A 23971-nucleotide genomic window follows, 5' to 3' on the forward strand; every position below is an offset into this window, starting at 1 on the left:
GAGCAAGCCCGCTCCCACAAGGGATCACCTAAACCTCTGAATCCCAGATCACCGTCACATTGCCTATGTAACTCTTGGCTTCCCCAGCTAGCATTTCCTCAACCTGATTGCGGCCGACTTCGAAATGCAGGGTGCCCGGCTTGCGGTCGATGTAGTGCCCCGGCTGGAACAGTTCGGTGCCGCTGCCGTCGAGGTAGAGCCGACGGCGGTTGACCGGTTGGCCGGCGGCGTCAGTCAAGCCGTTGGGCAGGGTCACGCTGACATTCACCGGCACCAGAAGGCCGGAGCTGGGTGCCCAGAGCAGGCAGGTGTTATCGCTCGTATCGGCGAATTGGCATTGCATACGCATCTTGAACCGCGATGAAGCCCAGATATGGAAGGTCTGGTCACGGAACAACCGGGTCGGTTTTTGCCCTTGGTTCAACCAGGCCTGCCAGCCGCCTTGGGGTTCGAGCACGACCTTGTTGCCGCCAGGAGGTACTTCGACCTTGAGCGTGTGTTGGACTTCGAGATTGAAATTGAGCGCAATCACCGAATCGTTCGGGATCATCACGTCACCCATGTCGAAGTCCTGGCCCGGCCCGACGCTGTAGCTCAACGTCCCAGTGTAATGACCGGCCGACATCTTCAAGGGGTTGGGGGTGCGCAGTTCGTAGGCAAAATCCAGATAGGTGTAGCGCATATCGGGCACCAGGTATTTGGCTTGTTTGGCGCAGGCGCTTTCTTGCGGCGTTTTCCAAAAAAATGCGTACGTGAGCGTGTTGTAGGTCGCAACACCACTGTAGCGGCACGGCGAAGGCGCATACACCCAACTGCCGCCCCATAGCCTGTAATGGGCCGTCTTGAGATCCTCACCCCCTCCCACCAGCTCGACAGGACTCACGCTGAGGCGATATTGCGAACCGATACCGGATACGCGCACTTCAACCTCTTCACTTTCGCCGGTGCTTGAATTGAAGACGGTTGCCGGACGCCAGTTGGCGGGCACCTTGAACATGGCGCCTTGCCGATTACTGGGGTGGTTGGCCTGAATAGGCGCGGACGAATCAAAGGTAATGGGCATCCGAATACTGAACATGCCCGTGATTTCACATTCCCTGGGGTGCTGGGAACAATACCCACTCACCGGTGTGGTATTGGTGAACTTGTTCTCCATGGGCTTCGCCGGATCAGGCCGGAAACGCGCACTGATCTCCTGGGTCAATGCATTGGCCGTCGGCATGCCTATACACAACAAGACAAAAGCCGTGGCAACGCGGCACAGCGAAACACCGCGCCCGAAGATGTTTGAACGACTCATTTCGATCCACTCCAATAAACCGCAATTGCCCTACGGCGCAATGGCATCGAACACCATGTGCACGGTGCCGAAATAATCCCCAGGCGCATACTCCTCCTCGGTCTTGACGGCGATGATTTCCAGCCCCACACGCCGACCGGGCCGGGCCTCGGCGGCCGAGACCACCTGGGCCGAATCCAGGGTCAGTTGGACGTTGTTGAACGTCACCTGCAGGTCGATGCGCTCACGGCCATTGGACAGGTAAGCCTCTTGCCCCAGACGGGCGCCAATGGCCCCGTTGATGTTCTTCACTTCGTAATTGGCCCGCAGCGGCAGGAGCCCGGAGGTCAGGGTGCTGAACAGCATCGGCTGTTCACGCTCGACCAGTTGCGGGTCGACCGGCAGCACGTGGAAGTCGATCGTCGGGATGGTGACGAAGAGTTCGAACGTTTCCCGCTCCAGCGCTGCCCACGCGGGCAAACCCGGCAGCGTCAAGGCGGTGAACAGGAGGGTACGTAACAGCTTCTTGAACATGATGATTACCTGTGGCGTCAACGGCAGTTCAGTGACGGCATACCGTCAGCCTTTGATCTCAATGGCTTTTTCCTCGCGACCTTCGATCAGGCTGAAGCGGTACTCACGCCCAGGCTCCTTGTCGAACGAAAAGGTGCGACCGGCCATGACGTGGTGCTTGGTGGTCGGCCGGCAATCGTTGTCTTTTTGCGCAGCGCAATCCTTGAACTCATCGATCACCACCACGCTGTTGCCGTTGTTGCGCACCAGGTAGCGATCGGCACTGTCATCGATGGCCGTCTCGAAACGGGTCTCCTTGGGCCTGACAAAAAACACCGTGCCGAAGCCGGCCAGCACTTTCACCCCGGCGGCGATCCGTTCCTTCTTGTATTGCTCGCGCTCCTCGGCGCTGACGGCGAACTCGTCCTCGGCCTCCGGCACCACCGGGACGAAGCGAACCCGGAAGTATCGCTCCTTGCTGCGGTCGCCCATGAACAGCAGACGCGTGCCTTGCATGCCGTTGGCCGGCACGATCAGGCGTGCCGGGCTGGCCATCAGACCATTTCTGGCGAGTACGCCGTCCTGATCCTGTAGCGGCACCTCCAGGTAGCTGCCGTCGTCGCTGTAAAGAATCTCGAGGATGTCGACCTTGACGAATGCGGTGGACGTTCCGCCGTTGAAGATCCGTTTCATGTAGGTGCTCTTGTCGCCTTCGAGATAGTCGTAGACCACCCCAACATTAATCTGCGGCCCGGCCTGGGCCATCAGCGAAAACAGCGACAAACCACACAGAATCAATAAGCGTTTCATTACCAAAACCTCATGAATGGAAGGCGGCCGATGGCGACCGTTTCACGGAACACTGCTTGCAATGTTGAAGGGCGCACCACGCTGGCCGGCGCGCCAGGATCAAGTTCAACCCGCCGTCTCGATCGGGTTGTTGCTGTCGGCCAGGGTGTCTGGCGTGCAGCGCAAATCACCGATCATCAACACATCGCCCTCGCTGTTGGCGTTATCCGGGTCGAGGCGGAACTGGCAAAGCAAGTCATTGCCATAGCGCACTTCAAGCGTCGGGGAGCTGGCGTTCATCTCCATGGAGAAGAAACCGTCCACCTCGCTGACTCCACGGCTGGCGTGGTTAATCACGTGATGGCCCTTGAGCGGCTGGCCCTGCGCGTCCAGCAGACGACCGAGCACGGTCACGCTTCTCATCACGCTGACTTTGCGGTAGTCCACGCCCCCTTTGTTCAAGTGATAGCGGCTGCGTGAAGGCTCTATGTTGGCCGCCGGTGGATGCACGCCGTCGAAGTCGAAGGTCAACAGGCTGTTCTGATAGGCGGTGATGGGCACGAAGTTGCGGCCGGGACGCAAGGTGGTGGTGCCACCCGTCAGGTCGTCGGCGAGCAGGACGATGTCGTCCAGGTCGGTTTCCACATCCACGATCATGCCCGCGCCGCCACTCTGGGGCAGGCCGGTGAAGGCGACTTTCTGGCCACCCACGGCCACCGTGCTGCTGAGGTTCAAGCCACCGGTGAGGTTGTTGTTGTAGGAAGAGCGCTGGATGAAACCGTCGCCGTACACCGTATCGGTGTCGAAACTGGCGAGGCCGGACAGACCCACGCCATAGGTATCGGCCAGTACCGTGGCGGACACGCTTTGCAGCACGTGATCCTGCAGGTCCCGGCGATAGCTCAGCGACCCATTGTTGTCCCGCGTTCCGTCACGGGAGGTGCGGGTGCCGATACTGCCCGACCAATACTCGCCCGGCCCGCCCAAGGCCACGCTGACGCTCAGGTCCACGCCGCGATTTCGTCGATCGGCGGTACTGGAGGTGCCCGGACGGTCGAACACCGACCACCGCCAGTTGGCATCGCTACCACCAAGCTTGCCACGCTGGGACCATCCCAGGTCCACACCGGCGCCCTCGACATTGCCTTCGCTGTAGAACAGCCGCCCGTTGATCGACGACTTGTTGCTCAGTCGATGGGAGACCGACAGCGACGAATTGCTGGTCTGGCCGACGAACACGTCGCGCTGGCGGATACGGGTGCCGTCAGGCAGGGTTTCGTAAGTGTTGCGCGTGTCCAGCCAACTGCGATTATGGCTGGCCACCACACTGCCCAGACCGTAGCTGTACAGCGCCTGCAGGTCCATGCCGGTGCCGTATTGCTCGGTCTGGTAAACGTTGGCAAAGAGGCTGGTGTTGTTGGGCAGCGTCCAGTCCACCGAGGTGCCGTACTGCAGCTTGTCCTGCACCTGGCGCGTGGAAAGCCCCAACACCACTCGCGGGTGCAGCAAGTAATTGAGACCGACCCCGGCAGTCGTGAAGCCCGAGGGTTGATCGTCCCAGTTGCTCAGCAGTTTGGTTTCACGGCCGGCAAACAGGTTGTAGCGCCAGCGATCATCGGCGCTGCGCCAGTTGTTGGGCTTGTAGACCAGCTCCTGGGACGTGGCGGTGGTCTGCCCGTCTTCAATCAGCCGCACTTCCACTTCATAGATGCCGCCAGGCAATGGCCGGGTATCCAGGCTCTGCAAGCCGGCGCTGACGGCCTGGGTATTGAGCAACAGGCCGTTGCGATAGATCTCTACCGCCGCCTGACGACTGGCGGTGACATAAATGGGGTACACGCTGGGCTTGGGATTATTGATCACCAGGCTGTCGGAACTGCCGTACATGACCCCCAGCGCGGTATCCGGGTTGGCCCCGAACGAACGGATCTGACGGTTCAAACCATCGGAGCCCGGCATGAAATAACCCAGGCGCAAAAAACTGTCTTGCATCTCGCGCTGGGTGTGCAACTCATGAACGGCGTGGTAGAGCTTATCGTCCGGCCCGCCCAGGCGCGAAAGCTGCAGATCGAACGACTGGGTCCAGTTACCCACGCTGGAACTGGCATTGAGGCCATAACGCCCGCCCGTATCCTGCTCCTGACCACCGTTGAGATTGAGTTGGTTATTGACGATCAAGCCCAGACTGCCCCCCTGTGGCTGATCGTAATAACGTTTCTCCACGCTGCCGCGCTCCACTTTTTCAGTGAGGATCGACACCAGTGAATGTTCAAGGCTGTAATGCACCGCCAGCAGCCCCGCCGTGCATTTGGCTTCGCAGGCACCCAAGGCGCGCCCCTGTTTGAGCAGTTGCTCCCATTGCCCGCGCTCGACGGGCGGGATCGGGCTGTCCTGGGTGTCGGTGAATTCGAGCAAGGTAATACGATCATCGCGTGTCAACACCACCATGGCTTCGCCGAGGTACTGTTGATCGAGTTCCATACGAACCGCCAGAGGCACATCGAAAAAGTGGGCTTCAAACTCCTCCGGTAGCCCCTTGGCCTGGGACAACAGACTTCTGGGCGTCGTACCCGGGGCGGTCGGCGCAGCCAATGCACTGGCGCACAACAACAGCGCCAGCGCACCCACGATGGGTGTCATCGCAAACATCAATGGATTCTCATATCAGCAAACTATCGGGACGTTCCAGGTACAGGCCGGCCGGGCGGCCGACCTGCGTTCATGCCCGCAGGACGAGAAAAGCCTCATCGGGCAGTGAAGGGTTTACGGGCGAGGCACCGCGTCGAAGATCACGGTGAAGTCGGCGGTGTATTGACCGACCTGGCTCTCCAGAGGCACGGTCGAGGCCATGATGAGCATGTCGGCCTGGGTACCTGGAGTGGATGCCGCGTCAGTCACCACTTCCTGAGGAAACTCGGTCAGGGTGACATTGTTGAACCGGGTCAGCAGCGGAATGGCGTCCGTACCATTGGTCAGCGAAGCCTGGCCGCCCAGGATATAGGCATGCACCGAACCGTCGGTGTTCTTCACGTCGAAGGTCTGACGCAAAGGGCTCAAGGAGTTGGTCACCGGGTTGTAGTGCATGACTTCATCCTTACCGAAGTCAGGGTTGCGTGGCAGTACATGGAACTGCTTGGTGGGGATCGTCGCGGTGATATGAATAGAGGAGCGAGCATCGTCCAGAGCGAAGACCAGCGAGGAACTCAGGGCAGCGGCGACCAGAGCAGTACCGGATACGATTTGTTTGAGCATGTTTGACACCTGTTCATAGCATAAAGAGAAGGCTTGAAGTTGCAGACCCACTAAAGCCTGGCCTGACCTCAACGCCGGAGCATGATCCACTCTCTTTAATTAAAAATAAGCAGGCCTATTCCCAAAAGCACGTAGCCAAACCGCCATGCGCAATAACGAAAAATACACTGTTTTATATAAAACCGAAGTTTGGATGTAAGAAACAACCCACACCTGCAAGTCACACCCCGGATTTAAAACTGCAAATGCAGACAGTTGCCTACTTTGCCGCCCGTACAGGCAAGGGATTCGGGTAAGGTCTTATCTTTTTCAAACAATTGGAACCCGACTTCGATATATCTTAGTTCCAAGATATATCGAGGGTCAAAGATATATCTACGGATAAAGATATATCTCAGTTCTATCTTATGCAGAACGGAGAGCAGGCATATGACAGTCCCCCCTTCCCATCCCAGCCGAAAACACGATGAACACGATGAACACGATGGTTTCGAACGTCGACCCGCAGGCCGTGAGCGTGGTAGCCGGGGCCCCCGGGTCTTCGCCTCCGGTGACCTGAAATTGCTGTTGCTCGCGCTGATTGGCGAGCAGCCCTGCCACGGCTACGACTTGATCCGCCGGATCGAAAACATGTTCGACGGCGCCTATAGCCCCAGCCCCGGCGTGATTTATCCGACGCTGACCTTCCTGGAAATGGGCGTTTTGATCGCCGGCAACGCCGAAGGTGGAAAAAAACGCTACAGCGTGACCGACGCCGGACGTCTATTCCTTGAAGACCAGGCCCCGGCGTTGAATGAGGTACGCATGCGCATTGAAGCGAGCAAGCGCTCCCTGCGCGGCCAAGACCGCCCCCCGGAAATCCACGAAGCGGTGTATAACCTGCGCAATGCGCTGCACAAACACCATGGCCGGTGGAGCCCGGAAGAAACCCTGCGGATTCGCGACCTGCTCAACAACACCGCCAAAGCCATTATCGACGGTCCCGACCGTCCACCTGTTTCGGAGTCCAGCCAATGACTGAAGTCGATCAAAACACCATTCACCGTGTCAGCCACGAGATCAAGCGCCGCCGCCTGCAAGTGTTGCGAGTGCAGGACCTGACTCCGCGCATGCGCCGCATCACCCTGGGCGGGCCGGAACTGGCCGGGTTCACCAGCCTCGGCAGCGACGATCACGTAAAACTGCTGTTCCCACAGAACGCCGAGGAACACGCCGCCCTGGAAAATTTCGCCCCCGGCGCTGGCAAGGATCAGGGCCCGATGCCGCAAATGCGCGACTACACCCCGCGCCGTTATGACCTGCAGACGCTGGAGCTGGACATCGACTTTGTGCTGCATGGCGATGGGCCTGCCGCGACCTGGGCGACCCAAGCGACGCCCGGGCAATACCTCAACATCGCCGGGCCAAGGGGCTCGATGATTGTCCCGGACATCTTCGACCACTACCTGCTGATCGGCGACGAAACCGCCCTGCCCGCCATCGCCCGTCGCCTGGAAAACCTGGCGGCCAACCGGCGTGCGCTGGTGGTGGTGGAAGTGGAAAACGGCGCCGAGCAGCAAATCCTTAACAGCCCCGCGCAAGTACACGTGATCTGGGTGCTGCGCGAAGGCCGCCAGAACAACCTGCTGACCACCGTGCAGCACCTGGAAATGCCCGGCGGCAAGCTGTACGCCTGGGTCGCCACCGAGAGCAAGGTGTCGCGACAGATTCGCAAGGTGTTGTTGGAGGATAAAGGGTTGGATCAGGATTTTGTGAAGGCGGTGGGGTATTGGAAGGCGGATGACAGCGAGGAGGAATGAGGTGCGGCGTGCTGGCCTGCTAAAGTACCCTGCACCCACTGACCGAACACAACCTGTGTGGGAGCAAGGCTTGCCCGCGATGAAGGCAATGAGGTCTTTCAGAAAGCGAGGCGCCTGCATCGCGAGCAAGCTTTTTGCTCCCACAGGGCTATCGTCGCTCTTGAATACTTGATTTACACCCCACCAGGTACCCCGATCCATGCTTTTCCTGATCGCCTATATCAGCAGCGTCGTGCTGATCAACTTCGCGTTTTCCGCCGCGCCGCACCTGGACATCATCTGGTCGGCCTGGGGCGGGCTGGTGTTTGTCCTGCGCGACATGGTGCAAACTCGATTCGGCCACGGCGCCATCGTGGCGATGCTGGTGGCGCTGGTGTTGTCCTACGTCACCTCCGACCCGACCATTGCCCTGGCCAGCGCCACGGCGTTCGCGGTATCCGAATGCATTGACTGGCTGGTGTTCTCCATCACCAAGCGTCCGCTGCATGACCGGTTGTGGATCAGTTCGGCCCTGAGCATTCCCCTCGACACCTTCATTTTCTTCGGCATGATCGATGCCCTGACACCGGCCGTGGTGATCACCGCGCTGGTCTCGAAATTTGCCGGGGTCACGGCAGTGTGGCTGATCATGGCCTGGCGTTTGCGCAAACAGGCCGTCACCGGCTGAAGCCAAAACCTGCGGTTCATGTAAAATGCCGCGCTTTCTCCCCATGGGAAGCTCGCCCGGCGCGCGACCCTCGATGCTCCGCTCCTGTTTGAGGACCTTCAGATGACCCGTATCGGAACTCCATTGTCGCCCACCGCGACCCGCGTTTTGTTGTGTGGCAGCGGTGAACTGGGCAAGGAAGTGGTAATCGAACTGCAGCGCCTGGGCGTTGAAGTGATTGCCGTGGATCGCTACGCCAACGCGCCGGCCATGCAAGTGGCCCATCGCAGCCATGTGATCAACATGCTCGATGGCGCGGCCCTGCGCGCGGTGATCGAGGCCGAGAAGCCGCACTTCATCGTGCCGGAAATCGAAGCCATCGCCACCGCCACGCTGGTGGAACTGGAAGCTGAAGGCTTCACCGTGATCCCCACCGCTCGTGCCGCGCAACTGACCATGAACCGCGAAGGCATCCGGCGCCTGGCCGCCGAAGAGTTGGGTCTGCCGACCTCGCCGTATTTCTTCGCCGACACCGTGGAAGACTACCGCAAGGCCGTTGAAACCCTGGGCTTCCCGTGCGTGGTCAAGCCGGTGATGAGTTCCTCGGGCAAGGGCCAGAGCCTGCTGCGCAGTGCCGATGACGTGCAGAAAGCCTGGGACTACGCCCAGGAAGGCGGCCGTGCCGGCAAGGGCCGGGTGATCATCGAGGGCTTCATCGATTTCGACTATGAAATCACCCTGCTTACCGTGCGCCATGTTGGCGGCACCACCTTCTGCGCACCGGTCGGTCACCGCCAGGAAAAAGGCGACTATCAGGAATCCTGGCAGCCTCAGGCCATGAGCCCGGTGGCCCTGGCTGAATCCGAGCGCGTGGCTAAAGCCGTGACCGAAGCCTTGGGTGGTCGCGGCCTGTTTGGCGTCGAGCTGTTCATCAAGGGTGACCAGGTGTGGTTCAGCGAAGTCTCGCCGCGCCCACACGACACCGGCCTGGTGACGCTGATTTCCCAGGACCTGTCGCAGTTCGCCCTGCACGCCCGCGCCATCCTCGGCCTGCCGATCCCGCTGATCCGCCAGTTCGGCCCATCGGCCTCGGCGGTGATCCTGGTGGAAGGCCAGTCGACCCAGACCGCTTTCGCCAACCTCGGCGCTGCCCTGGCCGAACCGGACACCGCCCTGCGCCTGTTCGGTAAACCGGAAGTCAACGGCCAGCGCCGCCTGGGCGTGGCCCTGGCGCGAGACGAGTCCATCGACGCCGCCCGCGCCAAGGCGACCCGGGCTTCCCAGGCCGTCAAGATCGAGTTGTAAGCAGTATCGCTTGCCTCATGGTGATCTGTGGGAGCAAGGCTTGCCCGCGATGAACGATAACGCGGTCCAACTGAAGACCAGGGCGCCAGCATCGCGAGCAAGCTTTGCTCCCACAGCTAACTTGGGATGACATTGGGCTAAAGAAAAAGGCGACACCCGCAAAGGTGTCGCCTTTTTCATGAGCGCCGGTTTACCCCAGATCGTTCCCACGCTCAGCGTGGGAACGCCGCCAAGGACGCTCCGCGTTCCGCTTCTGAAACGGTGACGCAGAGCGTCGGAGGATGCATTCCCACGCAGGAGCGTGGGAACGATCACTCCCGCTTAATCCGGCAGTTTATAGGCGATCACATAGTCACCCTGCTTGGTACCCAGGGAACCATGGCCACCGGCGACGACCAGCACGTACTGCTTGCCGTCCTTGCCGGTGTAGGTCATCGGCGTGGTCTGGGCGCCCGCTGGCAGGCGGCCTTCCCACAGTTGCTTGCCGTTTTTCACGTCATAGGCACGCAGGTACTGGTCGAGGGTGCCGCTCAGGAACGCCAGGCCGCTGGCGGTGGTGAAGGCGCCGCCCAGGCTCGGTACGCCCATGCTCAGCGGGATCGGTACCGGCGAGCTATCACGCACGGTGCCGTTCTTGTGCATCCACAGGGTTTTGTTGTTGGTCAGGTCGACGGCCGCCACATAACCCCAGGCCGGTGCCTGGCAAGGCAGGCCCATTGGCGAAAGCAGCGCTTCGAGGATCACGCCATACGGCGCGCCTTTGTTCGGCTGCACGCCTTCGGTCTCGCTCTTGCGCCCCGGACCGCCGGCCACTTCGGCCGCAGGAACCAGTTTCGACTTGAACGCCATGTAGCTCGGATTGACGAAAGCGATCTGGCGTACCGGATCAACCGAAATACCGCCCCAGTCAAACACGCCGAAGTTACCTGGGTAGACGATCGAGCCTTGCAGCGACGGCGGCGTGAACATGCCTTCGTAGCGCAGCGACTTGAAGTCGATCCGGCACAGCATCTGGTCGAACGGGGTCACGCCCCACATGTCGCGTTCCTGGAGGACCGGCGGCACGAAGTTCAGGTCGGACATCGGCTGGGTCGGCGAGGTGTAGTCACCCTCTACCGCGCCTTGCGGCACCGGGATCTCCTTGATCGGCACGATCGGCTGACCATTGCTGCGGTCCAGCACGTAGATGCTGCCCTGCTTGGTCGATGCCAGTACCGCCGGCTTCACGCCATCGGCGGTTTTCAAGTCCATCAGCGTCGGTTGCCCGCCTACGTCCATGTCCCACAGGTCGTGGTGGGTGAACTGGAAGTACCAGCGCACCTTGCCGGTGGCGATATCCAGCGCGGTCAGGCCGGCGGCGTATTTCTCCGATTCTGGTGTACGGAAACCACCGAACTGGTCGGGCGTCTGGTTACCCATCGGCAGGTAGAGCATGCCGAGTTTTTCATCGACGCTGAACATGGACCACATGTTCGGCGAGTTACGGGTGTAGGTCTGGCCTTCGGCAATCGGCGTAGTGTCGTCCGGGTTGCCGCTGTCCCAGTTCCACACCAGCTCGCCGGTGTGCACGTCATAGGCGCGGATGACCCCGCTTGGCTCGTCGGTGGAGACGTTATCGGTGACGTGGCCACCGATCACCACCAGGTTCTGGGTCACGGCCGGTGGCGACGTGGAGTAGTAACCGCCGGCCGTGAAGCCGCCAATGTTGGCGGTCAGGTCGACCTGGCCCTTGTCACCGAAGTCTTCACACATCTTGCCGGTGTCGGCGTTCAGCGCGATCAGGCGCGTGTCGGCGGTCGGCAGGAAGATCCGGCGTGGGCACACGGTGCTCGCCGGCGTGGTGCTGGCCGCGCCGGTCGGGCTCTGCTCGGCCGAGGCGTACACCGCGTCATCGTGATAGGTCACGCCGCGGCAGGTCATGTGGGCCCAGCCCTTGAAGTTTTCCGCTTTCTGCGTGGAAAGCTTCGGATCGAACCGCCAGATTTCCTTGCCGGTTTCAGGCTCCAAAGCAATCACCTGGCTGTGGGGCGTGCACACGTAGAGCATGCCGTTGACCTTCAGCGGTGTGTTTTCCGCCGTGGTCTCACCCGGGTCGTTCGGCCCTGGCAGGTCGCCAGTGCGATAGGTCCAGGCCGGTTCCAGCTTGCTGACGTTCTCGGGGGTGATCTGCGCCAGAGGCGAATAACGGTCACCATGGGCACTGCGGCCATAGGAGTTCCAATCCCCGTCCGGCATCGCCGGGGCGGTGTTGGTCATGCCAGGCACGCTGTCGCGGTCCAGTTGGCCCTCGATTTCACCCGGATTGGTGAACTGGCTGGCGAGCGCGGTGATGCCGGCAATAACCACGGCGGCGCCCAAAGCACGGGTGCCCATGGGCGAAGCGTCGGGGGTCAACAGTGGACGGCGGAACCACGGCAGCAACATGACGATGCCCAAGGCAAACAGCATTGCCAGGCGCGGCACCAGTTGCCACCAGTCCAGGCCCACTTCCCACAGCGCCCACACGGTGCTGGCGAACAGCACCAGCGCGTACAGGCCCAGGGCTGCACGCCGGGCCATGATCAGCAGCACGCCGGTCAGCGCCAGGCCGATACCGGCCAGCAGGTAATACAGCGAGCCGCCAAGCGTGCTCAGCTTGATTCCCCCCGCCAACAGGGCCAGGCCCATCAATAGAAGCAGAATGCCGAGCAGGCTCGGTAGCAGACGGCTTCGACTCATAGCACCCTCAGTGCTCATAGTGTGATTCTCCGTGAGGTTTTAAGGAGTCCCGCGCAAGTAGTCACTGTAGATGACGATCTTGAGGGGGCATGGTTCAGTTGAAAGAGGTAATTGGGTTGAAGCGGTTGCTGTGGGAGCGAGCCTGCTCGCGATGGCGGCGTGACAGTCGACTTCAATGTTGGATGTGAAATCGCTATCGCGAGCAGGCTCGCTCCCACAAGGGTCTTGTGCACTGACTAGAACGACGACTGAATCTTGATCCCGCCAATCAGCGCGTCATCGACCTTGTCCACGCCGCCCGGATGGCGGATGTACTGCAGGTTCGGGCGCACGGTCAGCCAGTTCGTCACGTGTACGCCGTAATACAACTCGGCGCTGTACTCGGTGTCCTGGGGTGGCAAAAAGGCCGGGTTGTCGTAACCCTGGACGGCGCGGGCCTGGTTGGTGGCCTCGGCGTTCTTGCGGTAAGCCGGGTTGACGTGAACCCGAGCCAGGGCAAAACCGATGTCATCCCTGGCGCGGGCGTCGAACAGGCCCTTGTAGACGAGACCGGCCTGGACATAGTTGTCGATAGCGTTGGTTTTCTTGTCGTGCATCGTGGCGTTGGCGAACACACTCAGGCCACGGGAATGGTCACTGGCGACACTGGTCAGTTGCTGTTGCGCCCCCAACCACACGCCATGCTTGCTCGACGCGCTGCGATACGCCTCGCCGCTCAGGGCGGCCGGCTGGCCGCTGCGATCCTTGTAGGCGTCGGTGGCATTGGCACTGCTGTAGTAATAACCGGCGCGGTATTCGCCCGGCAGGCCATTGAGCTTGGGCGACCACACCAGCTCCACCGGCACTACGGCGCCCTGGGTGCCGCTGCCGCTGAGCTTGAAGCCGTTACCGGTTTCCAGGTTCGAGGGGTTTTGTTCATAAGCCCCGATCTGCGCATACAGCTCAGGCGTGAGGTGATACTTGACCCGCAGCGCCCACTGGCTGACCGGCCAGTTGTACCAGATGCCGCCCACCCAGTTGCCCACTTGCGAGCCGCAGAACGCCAGGTTCTGGAAGTCGCAGGGGAAGCTGTTGAAATCCTCGCCCTCACCGAAACGACCGGCCTTGATATCGAGCCGGTCATCGAAAAATGCCTGCTGATACCACATCTGCGTCAACCGCCAGGTCTGGCCACGGCCCCAGACTTCCTGGGCGGAAGTGAAACCGCCAACGCGCGGGTCGTTGATCCGGTCATTGCTGATGTTATTGCCGCTGCGCTCGGTGACCGTCAGTTGAAACTCGGCGGCGTGCCAACCGAGGATTTTCTGCAGGTCCAGGTGCGTGCCGAAGGCGAACTGGTCGCTGTAGCGAGCGGTGCGGTCATGGTCGTAGCCGCCGTGCAGGTTGCTGCCCATTTCACCGGTGTAATCGAACTTGAAGTCGTAGCCTTTTTTCGCGAGTTCGCTTCGCGTGCCGTTCCAGTCACCCAGCATCCAGGGTGAGTCGCTGTCGAACGCGGGAGCGGCCTGAGCGCCGATGGCAATGCCCAAGGCGCCGAGACCGGCCATCAGGTGAAGGGTGTTTCTGGCGGCAATACAGTGCCGGACAGCGCTGTCTTGCAGAGTCTGAACATCGAACATAAAGAAGGAATTCTTGATCTTTTTAGGGGATTCGCTGAACGCCGGGGGCTTTGGCACGGCAGAAGAAGCGTTTCAGCAGGCGGCGCAAGGATAATGTCCTGTTACAAATAGAGAAAGGCCTTTTACTGACATGAATCATTTCGGATTCGGTAACAGTAGGCGTTGCGCAAAGCCGCGAAACAAACAGGCAGCGTTTCAGTGATACTTCCACCACGCGGGCACCTCGGCTAAGGTGCGCGGCTTTACACCTCTTTGCGCGAAGGCCTCCCATGACCGAATCCAACAACAACCCGCTGCACGGCGTGACGCTGGAGCAGATCCTCAACGCCCTGGTGCAGCACTACGAATGGTCGGGTCTGGCCGAGCGCATCGACATTCGTTGCTTCAAGAGCGATCCGAGCATCAAGTCCAGCCTGACCTTTTTGCGCAAGACGCCGTGGGCGCGGGAGAAAGTCGAGCGGCTGTACATCAAGCTGATGCGCACCAAACGACCGGTCTGAGCCGTGGACATTCAGATCCGTCGGCGCCCCGCGCTGCGACAGTGCTTCGTGTCAGTGGCGGCCCTGTTGGGCTGGGCCGGGTTGAGCATCCAGTTGTACCTGATCCTGCTCGGTCGCTGGGAACTGGGCGCAAGCTTGCTCGGCGGCCTGGTGAACTTTCTCAGTTTCTTCACCGTGCTGACCAACACTCTGGTGGCCGTGGTGCTGACCTGGGAACTGATCCAGCGAGAATCGCCGGCCCGGCGCTGGTTCTTGCAGCCGGGGGTCAGCAGCGGCATTACCGTGAGCATTACCTTGGTCGGCCTGGCCTACAACCTGCTGCTGCGACATCTGTGGCAACCCGAAGGCTGGCAGTTCGTGGCCGACGAATTGCTGCACGACGTCATGCCGTTGCTGTTCATGACCTACTGGTGGTTCTGCGTGCCCAAGGGCACCTTGCGCATGAAGCACATCGGGCTGTGGATGATTTACCCGGTGGTGTACTTCGCGTGGCTCCTGCTGCGGGGGGAATTACTGGCGGCGTACCCCTACCCTTTCATTGACGTGGCGAACCTGGGTTATCCACAGGTGCTCATCAATGCCGCAGGGATATTGGCGGGGTTTGTCGCGATTGCGCTGGGGGTGGTGGGATTGGATCGGTGGCGTCGCTGAAATAAAGATTTTGGGGAACAGCATCTGTGGAAGCCAAACCTGTGGGAGCAAGGCTTGCCCGCGATGAACGATCACGCGGTCCACCTGACGACCTGGGTGCCTGCATCGCGAGCAAGCTTTGCTCCCACAGGTACGTGCTCCTACAGAGTCTTGTGTGGGCGTCAGCGCCTCACCGGCAACATCCACACCAATCCACTGGCCTTGGCCCTTTCATGACACAACGCCAGAACACTGCGTCGCTCATCGTTGTCCATCCGGCTCCAACGGGTGATTTCCGCCACGGTGCGCTGGCAGCCGGTGCAGATGTCGTCATCGTCCAGGGCGCAGATGTTCACGCAGGGCGACGGAACCGGGCGTTCTGGCGGGTTCATTGCTCTTGCTCGGCCAAGTCGCGGGCGTAGCGCTGCGCGTTGTGAACATAGTGCGCCGCGCTGGCCTCGAGCATCTTCTTCTGCGCTTCGGTCAATTCCCGCACAACCTTGCCGGGTGAGCCCATCACCAGCGAACCGTCAGGAACCTCCTTGCCTTCGCCGATCAGCGAGTTGGCGCCGATGATGCAGTTCTTGCCGATCTTCGCGCCGTTGAGGATCACCGCATTGATGCCGATAAGGCTGTAGTCCCCCACCGTGCAACCGTGAAGCATGGCGTTATGGCCGATGGTCACGCCGGTGCCGATGGTCAGCGGGAAGCCCATGTCGGTGTGCATCACCGTGCCGTCCTGCACGTTGCTGTTTTTGCCGATCAGGATCAGTTCGTTATCGCCACGCAGCACCGCGTTGAACCAGACATTGGCGCCTTCTTCGAGGCGGACCTTGCCCACCAATGTGGCGTTGGGGGCGACCCAGCTCTGTGGGTGGGTTTCGACACGGGCATCACCCAGGCGGTATTTCATGAGGTTCCTCGGGGCTTCAGGTATTGATGAAAGTCTTGGGCGGGGTGTGCAGGTCGATGCCGGCGTCGAACATCAGGTTGACCAGCTCGACCACCATGATCGCCGTCAGGCCCCAGATCTTGTACTCGCCAAAACGATAGCTGGGCACATACCAACTGCAGCCCTGGTAGTCGATGCGATGAGTGTGCTCGCGCGGGTCCTTGCGAAAGAACTCCAGCGGTACGCTGAACACCGCGGCGATCTCGGCATCGTTGGCCTGGTATTCGACGTAATCGGGAATCACCCCCACGTAGGGCGTGACCTTGATGCCGTGCAGCGAGATCAAGGGACTGAGGGGGCCGATCACTTCCACCAGGCCGGGGGGCAGGCCGATTTCTTCTTCGGCTTCGCGCAAGGCGGTGAAAATCAGGTCCGGGTCTTCCGGGTCGCGACGCCCACCGGGAAATGCCACTTCGCCGCCATGGGTCGAAAGCCCGCTGGCGCGCAGGGTCAGGACCAGTTCCGGCTCGTCACTGCGGGTAATGGGCACCAGCACCGCCGCTTCAGGGAAACGTCGGTCAGTCTCCAGATCACGTGGGGTATGGTTGCTTACTCGATGCAGTAGCTCGTCCAGCATGAGACTTCTCGATTTATTCGCTACCTTGCATCATGCACCAATCAGGCAAGCCGCCCAACCCCCGCACTGCGACGTGTCGCGAAACGACAACTTGCCGACAGCCGCCCGCAGACGCCAAGATAGGCGCAGCATTCAGGAACCCAAGCATGAAATTCTGCAGCCAGTGCGGTAACCCGGTAACCCAGCGTATCCCCGAAGGCGACTCGCGCTTGCGCTTTGTCTGCGATACCTGCCACACCATCCACTACCAGAACCCCAATATCGTGGCCGGTTGCGTGCCGACCTGGGGCAGCAAAGTGCTGCTGTGCCGGCGTGCCATCGAGCCACGGCGCGGTTACTGGACATTGCCGGCAGGTTTCATGGAGAACGGCGAAACCGTCGAGCAGGCCGCCGTGCGCGAGACCGCCGAAGAAGCCTGCGCCCGCGTGCGCAACCTGAGCATTTATACGTTGATTGATGTTCCGCATATCAGCCAGGTGCATGTATTCTTCCGCGCCGAGCTGGTGGACGAAGATTTCGCCGCCGGGCCCGAGAGCCTGGAAGTGAAACTGTTCGACGAAGCGGACATTCCCTGGGACGAGCTGGCTTTCCGCACGGTGGGCCGTACCCTAGAATACTTCTATGCTGACCGGCGAACCGAGGACTACCCGGTGCGATCCGAATCGATCCCGCCGCTGGCCCAGCCTGCCAATACCTAAAAATCCATAATAGCCGCGACACCTCTAGGGATATCGTTTCAATGCGCTGGTTGCTTGTCCTGTTCTGCTTGTCGTTCGCTGCGGTGTCCCAGGCTTCTGCGGTGGGAACCTACAACGGCAAGACCATCGAAAAAGTGCTGGTGCTCAAGTCCGCCCATCAATTGCAATTGATCAACGACGGCAAACCACTGAAGACCTATCGCATTTCATTGGGCAAAGGCGCCAAAAAAGGCCCCAAGCTGATCGAAGGCGACAAGCGCACCCCCGAGGGTTTCTACTGGATCGACTGGCGCAAGACCAGCGACCGCTTCTACCTGTCGATGCACATTTCCTACCCCAACATCAGCGACGCCGCCCGCGCCCGCCGCGAAGGCGTGGAACCGGGGGGCATGATCATGATCCATGGCACCCCGGATTCCGAAGAAAACCCTGAGCAGCTGTTCCACACCCTGGACTGGACCGACGGCTGCATTGCCATGCGCAATGTGGACATGCGCGAGGTGTGGAACCTGGTGCCGGATGGCACCATGATCGAGATCCGTCCATAACTCCACGCCCTTACTGCAAGAAGCCTTTGTGGCGAGGGAGCTTGCTCCCGCTGGGCTGCTCAGCAGCCCCACAGCAGTCAACTCAATTTGCCTGACACACCGAATTGTCAGGTCTTGAGACTATGTCCCTCCCACTTCTTGTTACAAGTCCCCGGAAGCGCAACGCAACCGCCTCACCCACCTTGATCTACCCTCAGGACTGATGTGGTGGGTCGAGGCCCTGCCCAGCAGGTCGCCCCCCGCAGAATCCATAGTGAAACGTGTCACGTCGAAACATAGGCAGTCATGACGTATGTGATTCGACAGGGCTTCACCGTTCCAGATGAGACATCAAATCATGACAACTCATAACGGTTTTACCCGGGCGACAGCTGTTGTCGCGGTAGCGTGCGCGTGTGTGTGGCAGCCCAGCCACGATGCATGGGGCGCCGGAACACCGGCAGATGGAAAAGAGGAGCCGTGGTATACCGCCTGGCTTCAGGTCACGGCGGATCCGAGCGGTCCAGGGCGCGGATGCGCTTGCCAAGGGGTTACGGGCCTGGAACTCTTTGCCAGCGAATTTGAGAGCGGTGAGGTGGCCGGAGTCTCCCCGGGCCCAATCGGTCATTGTGGCATTTCGCGACTATAGCGAAGCCAAGCTCTGGGCAACCCAGGAAGCAGAAAACGGCGGTTGGGTGTATGAAGTCAGGCCTAATGTCACGGCGGTGGATTTGTCGGTACGTAGCGCTGGTTCCCGTGAAGGTGCCTTCGCATTCATCGGCGGTATCAAGGGAGGCCTGTTGATGAATGCACGCCGCTTCGAGAAAGGCGTGAGTGAACCGGTCGAGTGCATTGGCATCGAGAAAGAAGCTTGCCGGCTCGAAAACATCCACCAGTAGTTTTCAAACCCATGCCATCTACCCGACAGGGTGGCTGATGCTGTCACTTGAGGCTTGCTCGCTACAGGTTCAGTGCTCTGCCGGGATTGTTGTATTCATCTTTCGATTTATCGCGAGCAGGCTCGCTCCCACAGTGGATTTGTGGTGTTCACAACTTGTGGTCGACACCCGTCCCTTGTGGGAGCGAGCCTGCTCGCGATGAGGCCGGCACTTACTTGCATCAGGTCCGAAGCTCTACCCGATCCAAAGCCTTGTTCGCCAACAACGTCCCTAATTCAATTATCTGCGCCACTCCCAACAACATGTGCCGCCGCGAGCCTTCCAGATCGAAGGCAAGGTCGCTGAGAATGGCATTGGCTGAAGCAAGGGTTTCGCTGAGGTTGGCTAGCAGGGCTTCGGTATCGATGGAGCCACCACCATTTCGCGGTCAAACAAAAAAGTGGCAGCTGTACGCGGGTTGACCGACCGATTCACAAGGAAACCGGCACGTCCGAAGACGTCCCGCGCACAGCCGCCGCGACACGATACCTCAGACGAAAGAAAAACGCCTGAAATAGGTCCTGGTGCGCTGGTGCGTCTTGTGAGTTCGGACGGTCAAATCCGGTCGCTGAATTGGCAGCGACACCCAAAGGCTAGAGCCCTCGCTTCCGAGGGACAACCTTAAAAACATGTCGGAAACTTCGGTGCGTCTGACAGACCAGGATCCTTGTGGCGAGGGGATTTATCGTGGGCAATAAAAAACCCGCTGATCTAATCAGCGGGTTTTTCATTCGAGCGGGGGAAGGTCAAAAATCCTCCAACCGCCACACTTCATAAGCCGGTGTCTCATAGGGATGGCTCTGCTTCAACGCCGCCACCGCCGCACGAATCATCTCATCGGCCACGACAAGCTCCACTTTCCATTCCTCGACCTGCTCGACCTGCCCCGCTTCGCCAATGAACGGCTGGCTGCCGTCCAAGGGGCGGAACTGGCCCAGGCCCAGCACTTGCCAGGCGCAGTGGTCATAGGCGCCGATCCGTCCGCCACCGGCGGCGAATACGGCGCTTTTGACCACGTCCAGGTGGCTGGCCGGGACGAAGAAGCAGAGCTTGTACACCGTCTTAGTTCACCCAGACGCGGGCGTTGCGGAACATGCGCATCCATGGTGCGTCTTCGTTCCAGTCGTCCGAACGCCACGAGTTCTGCACCGCGCGGAACACACGTTCCGGGTGTGGCATCATGATCGTGACGCGGCCGTCGCGGCTGGTCAGGCCGGTGATTCCGCGCGGCGAGCCGTTCGGGTTGGCCGGGTAGGTTTCGGTGACCTTGCCGTGGTTGTCGACGAACCGCAGCGACACGCAACCGGACAAATCGGCTTCGAGCAGGGCTTCTTCGCTTTCGAATTCCGCATGGCCTTCGCCGTGGGCGATGGCGATCGGCATGCGCGAACCGGCCATGCCCTGCAGGAAGATCGAATTCGACTCCTGGACCTGGACCATCGCCACGCGCGCTTCGAACTGCTCGGAACGATTACGCACGAAGTGCGGCCAGAACTCGCTGCCCGGGATCAACTCGTGCAGGTTGGACATCATCTGGCAACCGTTGCACACGCCGAGGGTGAAGCTGTCGGTGCGTTCGAAGAAGCCCTGGAACGCGTCGCGGGCGCGGCTGTTGAACAGTGCCGACTTGGCCCAGCCTTCACCGGCACCCAGCACGTCGCCGTAGGAGAAACCGCCACAGGCGACCATGCCCTTGAAGTCGTTCAGGTCGACACGGCCAGCCAGGATGTCGCTCATGTGCACGTCGATCGCGTTGAAACCGGCGCGGTCGAACGCCGCCGCCATTTCCACCTGACCGTTGACGCCCTGCTCACGCAGCACCGCCACTTGTGGGCGAATGCCTTTCTTGATGTAAGGCGCGGCCACATCGTGGTTGACGTCGTAGCTGAGCTTGGCACTCAAACCCGGGTTGTCTTCTTCCAGCAGCGCGTCGAATTCCTGCTCGGCGCAGTCGGCGTTGTCGCGCAGGCGCTGGATCTGGTAGCTGGTTTCAGCCCACTGGCGCTGCAACAGACGGCGCTGGCCTTCGAAGACGGTGTCGCCGTTGAAGGTGATGTTGATGTGGGCGTTGTTGATCGGCTGGCCGATCACCGAGACGCAGTCGGCCAGGCCAGCTGCGCTGAACTGGGCAAGGATGTCCGGGGTGGCGTCCTGGCGAACCTGGATCACCGCGCCCAGTTCCTCGTTGAACAGGATGGCCGGGATTTCAGCCGTAGACTCGGCAACGCTGTCGAGGGTCAAGCTCAGGCCGCAATGGCCGGCGAAAGCCATTTCCACCACGGTGGTCAGCAAACCGCCGTCGGAACGGTCGTGGTAGGCCAGCAGGTGACCATCGGCGTTGAGGCCCTGGATGACGGCGAAGAACGCCTTCAGGTCCTCGGCATCGTCGACGTCCGGCGCTTGCGAGCCGAGCTTGCCGTGCACCTGGGCGAGGATCGAGGCGCCCATGCGGTTCTGGCCACGGCCCAGGTCGATCAGGATCAGGTCGGTGGTGCCCTTGTCCATGCGCAGTTGCGGGGTCAGGGTCTGGCGGATGTCGGTGACCGGGGCGAAACCGGTGACGATCAGCGACAGCGGCGAGGTGACGCTCTTGTCCACGCCTTCGTCGTTCCAGCGCGTGGCCATGGACATGGAGTCCTTGCCCACCGGAATGGTGATGCCCAGCTCCGGGCACAGCTCCATGCCGACAGCCTTGACGGTGTCGTACAGGCGGGCGTCTTCACCCGGGTGACCGGCGGCGGACATCCAGTTGGCCGACAGTTTGATGTCGGAGATCTTGCCGATGCGCGAGGCCGCGATGTTGGTCAGGGTCTCGCCAATCGCCATGCGGCCCGACGCCGGAGCGTCCAGCAACGCCAACGGCGTGCGCTCGCCCATGGCCATGGCTTCGCCGGTGTAGACGTCGAAGCTGGTGGCGGTCACGGCAACGTCGGCCACCGGCACCTGCCACGGGCCGACCATTTGATCACGGGCCACAAGACCGGTGATGGTGCGGTCGCCGATGGTGATCAGGAAACTTTTGCTCGCCACGGCCGGGTGGTGCAGGACGCGTTCGATGGAATCGGCAACGTCGAGCGTCGACGGGTCGAAATCATCGCCCAGCTCGGCTTCGCGAACGGCCGAACGGTGCATGCGCGGAGCCTTGCCCAGCAGCACTTCCAGCGGCATGTCCACCGGGCTGTTGCCGAAGTGGCTGTCGGTGACGGTCAGTTGCGGCTCGGCAGTGGCTTCGCCGACCACGGCGAACGGGCAGCGCTCGCGTTCGCAAATGGCCTGGAAACGCTCGAAGTCGGCCGGGCCGACCGCCAGGACGTAACGTTCCTGGGATTCGTTGCTCCAGATTTCGTGCGGGGCCATGCCCGGCTCGTCGTTCGGAATGTTGCGCAGTTCGAAGCGGCCACCACGGCCACCGTCGTTGACCAGTTCCGGGAAGGCGTTGGACAGGCCGCCCGCGCCGACGTCGTGGATGAAGCTGATGGGGTTGTGTTCACCCAACTGCCAGCAACGGTCGATGACTTCCTGGCAACGGCGTTCCATTTCCGGGTTTTCCCGCTGGACCGAGGCGAAGTCCAGGTCCGCCGAGCTGGTGCCGGTCGCCATGGAGGAAGCGGCGCCGCCGCCCAGGCCGATCAGCATGGCCGGGCCACCGAGGACGATCAGCTTGGAACCGACCAGGATCTCGCCTTTCTGCACGTGTTCGGCGCGGATGTTGCCCATGCCGCCGGCGAGCATGATCGGCTTGTGGTAGCCGCGCACTTCTTCACCGCGAGGGGTGGTGATGGATTGCTCGAAGGTACGGAAGTAACCGGTCAGGGCCGGACGGCCGAATTCGTTGTTGAACGCCGCGCCCCCAAGAGGACCTTCGATCATGATGTCCAGGGCGTTGACGATGCGCTCGGGCTTGCCGTACGGCTTTTCCCACGGCTGTTCAAAGCCCGGGATCTGCAGGTTCGATACGGTGAAGCCGGTCAGGCCAGCCTTGGGCTTGGCACCGCGACCGGTGGCGCCTTCGTCGCGGATCTCGCCACCGGAACCGGTGGACGCGCCCGGGAACGGGGCGATGGCGGTCGGGTGGTTGTGGGTCTCGACCTTCATCAGGATGTGCACCGGCTCCTGGACCGCACCGTACTGGCGGGTCTCAGGATTCGGGTAGAAACGCCCGGCGACGTTGCCGACGATCACCGCGGCGTTGTCCTTGTAGGCCGAGAGCACACCTTCGTTGTGCATCTGATAGGTGTTCTTGATCATGCCGAACAGGCTTTTTTCCTGGCTCTGGCCGTCAATGTCCCAACTGGCGTTGAAGATCTTGTGCCGGCAGTGCTCGGAGTTGGCCTGGGCGAACATCATCAGTTCGATGTCGTGGGGGTTGCGCTTCAAGCCCTGGAAGGCGTTGACCAGGTAATCGATCTCGTCTTCGGCCAGGGCCAGGCCCAGTTCGGCGTTGGCTTTTTCCAGTGCGGCACGGCCGCCGCCCAGCACATCGATGGCGGTCAGCGGTTTTGGCTCGGCATGGCTGAACAGGCCCGCGGCCTGCTCCAGGTTGCCCAGGACGATCTGGGTCATGCGGTCATGCAGGCCCTCGGCAATCAGTTGGGCCTCGGCCTCGCTGAACTCACCGGCGACATAAAAGGCAATGCCGCGCTCCAGGCGCTGGATTTTCGCCAGGCCGCAGTTGCGGGCGATGTCGCTGGCCTTGCTCGACCATGGCGAAATGGTGCCGAAACGTGGCAGCACCAGGAACAGACGACCGGTCGGCTCCTGGACAGGAACACTGGGACCGTACTTCAGAAGGCGCGCGAGCACCTGCTGTTCGTCGCCGGTCAAACCGCCGGTGACTTCGGCGAAGTGAGCGAATTCAGCATACAAGCCACTGACAGCCGGAACCTTCTGGCTCAGTTGCTCAAGGAGTTTGCTGTGGCGAAAGGCAGAAAGGGCAGGAGCGCCGCGCAGGATCAACATCTTCGGGACAGCCTCGGGAAGGGGGTGTGCTTTGAGGCCGTGCATTCTAGCCTAAACCGCTGGCGACGGCACCCGAAACGGCACGTACGATGCTGGCCGAATGTCGGTCTTTGCAGGAATGGCTCTTCCGGCCCCCGTTTGCACGGTCGTACCGAGATATTTTTCATCGGGGCAAAACACGGCGCCCCCCGGCCCGCCTGTGTTGCGGACACGTTTTGCAACCGCTAGCAGACTGGCCTTCTGCTGTCGAGATATGGCGGTCGGGGCCGT

21 protein-coding genes and 1 pseudogene are annotated in these 23971 nt (G+C 61.0%); 9 read left to right on the top strand and 13 right to left on the bottom strand.

What is annotated here, in order from left to right:
• Positions 1-28: 28 nt before the first annotated feature.
• The 5 genes from GKKCFE_RS20435 to GKKCFE_RS20455 form a co-directional block, all read right to left on the bottom strand.
• A complete protein-coding gene (locus GKKCFE_RS20435) occupies positions 29-1300 on the bottom strand; it encodes a hypothetical protein (protein WP_445577033.1) in 1272 nt (423 codons plus the stop codon).
• A gap of 30 nt (positions 1301-1330) precedes the next feature.
• Positions 1331-1813 carry a CS1 type fimbrial major subunit gene (locus GKKCFE_RS20440; RefSeq protein WP_445577034.1) on the bottom strand — a complete coding sequence of 161 codons (483 nt, stop codon included), beginning with the start codon at positions 1811-1813 and terminating at the stop codon, positions 1331-1333.
• Positions 1814-1858: 45 nt separating this feature from the next.
• Positions 1859-2602, bottom strand: a complete 744-nt coding sequence (locus GKKCFE_RS20445) for a pilus assembly protein (protein ID WP_107321932.1) — start codon at positions 2600-2602, stop codon at positions 1859-1861.
• Between the two features lie 105 nt (positions 2603-2707).
• The gene (locus tag GKKCFE_RS20450; protein WP_445577035.1) at positions 2708-5230 is read right to left on the bottom strand and encodes a TcfC E-set like domain-containing protein; all 2523 of its coding nucleotides are present in this window, start codon (positions 5228-5230) and stop codon (positions 2708-2710) included.
• 114 nt (positions 5231-5344) lie between these two features.
• On the bottom strand, positions 5345-5833 hold the full coding sequence (locus GKKCFE_RS20455) for a CS1 type fimbrial major subunit (protein ID WP_047228902.1): 489 nt from the start codon (positions 5831-5833) through the stop codon (positions 5345-5347).
• A 429-nt stretch (positions 5834-6262) separates the two neighbouring features.
• On the opposite strand from GKKCFE_RS20455, the gene GKKCFE_RS20460 reads away from it, so the two are divergent.
• From GKKCFE_RS20460 to purT, 4 genes are all read left to right on the top strand, one after another.
• Positions 6263-6850, top strand: a complete 588-nt coding sequence (locus GKKCFE_RS20460; RefSeq protein ID WP_160893316.1) for a PadR family transcriptional regulator — start codon at positions 6263-6265, stop codon at positions 6848-6850.
• On the top strand, positions 6847-7632 hold the full coding sequence (locus GKKCFE_RS20465) for a siderophore-interacting protein (RefSeq protein ID WP_107321928.1): 786 nt from the start codon (positions 6847-6849) through the stop codon (positions 7630-7632). Before GKKCFE_RS20460 ends, GKKCFE_RS20465 begins: the two co-directional genes overlap by 4 nt.
• 199 nt (positions 7633-7831) lie before the next feature.
• The gene (locus tag GKKCFE_RS20470; protein WP_047228899.1) at positions 7832-8299 is read left to right on the top strand and encodes a preQ0 transporter; all 468 of its coding nucleotides are present in this window, start codon (positions 7832-7834) and stop codon (positions 8297-8299) included.
• Positions 8300-8401: 102 nt separating this feature from the next.
• Complete coding sequence (gene purT / locus GKKCFE_RS20475; protein WP_047228898.1) at positions 8402-9583, top strand: formate-dependent phosphoribosylglycinamide formyltransferase; 1182 nt, start codon at positions 8402-8404, stop codon at positions 9581-9583.
• Between the two features lie 321 nt (positions 9584-9904).
• Here the strand turns inward: purT and GKKCFE_RS20480 are convergent, their stop codons facing one another.
• Positions 9905-12319, bottom strand: a complete 2415-nt coding sequence (locus GKKCFE_RS20480; protein WP_047228897.1) for a glucose/quinate/shikimate family membrane-bound PQQ-dependent dehydrogenase — start codon at positions 12317-12319, stop codon at positions 9905-9907.
• Between the two features lie 218 nt (positions 12320-12537).
• Positions 12538-13920: a carbohydrate porin gene (locus GKKCFE_RS20485; RefSeq protein WP_047228896.1), complete on the bottom strand. Its 1383-nt coding sequence runs from the start codon at positions 13918-13920 to the stop codon at positions 12538-12540.
• A 269-nt stretch (positions 13921-14189) separates the two neighbouring features.
• On the opposite strand from GKKCFE_RS20485, the gene GKKCFE_RS20490 reads away from it, so the two are divergent.
• Positions 14190-14420 carry a VF530 family protein gene (locus GKKCFE_RS20490; RefSeq protein ID WP_047228895.1) on the top strand — a complete coding sequence of 77 codons (231 nt, stop codon included), beginning with the start codon at positions 14190-14192 and terminating at the stop codon, positions 14418-14420.
• 3 nt (positions 14421-14423) lie between these two features.
• Positions 14424-15071: a Pr6Pr family membrane protein gene (locus tag GKKCFE_RS20495; RefSeq protein WP_047228894.1), complete on the top strand. Its 648-nt coding sequence runs from the start codon at positions 14424-14426 to the stop codon at positions 15069-15071.
• Between the two features lie 161 nt (positions 15072-15232).
• Here GKKCFE_RS20495 and GKKCFE_RS20500 read toward each other — a convergent pair whose 3' ends face one another.
• The 3 genes from GKKCFE_RS20500 to GKKCFE_RS20510 are packed head-to-tail and all read right to left on the bottom strand — an operon-like array spanning position 15233 to position 16579.
• Positions 15233-15442, bottom strand: coding sequence for a DUF1289 domain-containing protein (locus GKKCFE_RS20500; protein ID WP_047228893.1), 210 nt, complete (start codon positions 15440-15442; stop codon positions 15233-15235).
• A complete protein-coding gene (locus GKKCFE_RS20505; RefSeq protein WP_047228892.1) occupies positions 15439-15963 on the bottom strand; it encodes a gamma carbonic anhydrase family protein in 525 nt (174 codons plus the stop codon). The genes GKKCFE_RS20500 and GKKCFE_RS20505 overlap by 4 nt, the downstream gene beginning before the upstream one ends.
• Positions 15964-15979: 16 nt before the next feature.
• The gene (locus GKKCFE_RS20510; protein WP_047228891.1) at positions 15980-16579 is read right to left on the bottom strand and encodes a CoA pyrophosphatase; all 600 of its coding nucleotides are present in this window, start codon (positions 16577-16579) and stop codon (positions 15980-15982) included.
• 146 nt (positions 16580-16725) lie between these two features.
• Here GKKCFE_RS20510 and GKKCFE_RS20515 point away from each other — a divergent pair, with 146 nt between their 5' ends.
• The 3 genes from GKKCFE_RS20515 to GKKCFE_RS20525 all read left to right on the top strand — a co-directional run bounded on the left by GKKCFE_RS20515 (position 16726) and on the right by GKKCFE_RS20525 (position 18703).
• Positions 16726-17277, top strand: coding sequence for an NUDIX hydrolase (locus GKKCFE_RS20515; protein ID WP_047228890.1), 552 nt, complete (start codon positions 16726-16728; stop codon positions 17275-17277).
• 41 nt (positions 17278-17318) lie between these two features.
• Positions 17319-17825, top strand: a complete 507-nt coding sequence (locus tag GKKCFE_RS20520) for a L,D-transpeptidase family protein (RefSeq protein ID WP_047228889.1) — start codon at positions 17319-17321, stop codon at positions 17823-17825.
• A 608-nt stretch (positions 17826-18433) separates the two neighbouring features.
• Positions 18434-18703: a hypothetical protein gene (locus GKKCFE_RS20525; protein WP_139049221.1), complete on the top strand. Its 270-nt coding sequence runs from the start codon at positions 18434-18436 to the stop codon at positions 18701-18703.
• Positions 18704-18923: 220 nt separating this feature from the next.
• Here GKKCFE_RS20525 and GKKCFE_RS20530 read toward each other — a convergent pair.
• The 3 genes and pseudogenes from GKKCFE_RS20530 to purL form a co-directional block, all read right to left on the bottom strand.
• Positions 18924-19109: pseudogene (locus GKKCFE_RS20530) on the bottom strand (DUF6124 family protein); the annotation flags it as partial.
• Positions 19110-19488: 379 nt separating this feature from the next.
• Complete coding sequence (locus tag GKKCFE_RS20535; protein ID WP_188250924.1) at positions 19489-19800, bottom strand: Nif3-like dinuclear metal center hexameric protein; 312 nt, start codon at positions 19798-19800, stop codon at positions 19489-19491.
• A gap of 4 nt (positions 19801-19804) precedes the next feature.
• A complete protein-coding gene (gene purL / locus GKKCFE_RS20540; RefSeq protein WP_160893320.1) occupies positions 19805-23701 on the bottom strand; it encodes a phosphoribosylformylglycinamidine synthase in 3897 nt (1298 codons plus the stop codon).
• Positions 23702-23971 lie beyond the last annotated feature (270 nt).

This window comes from Pseudomonas sp. E141 (assembly GCF_052659885.1).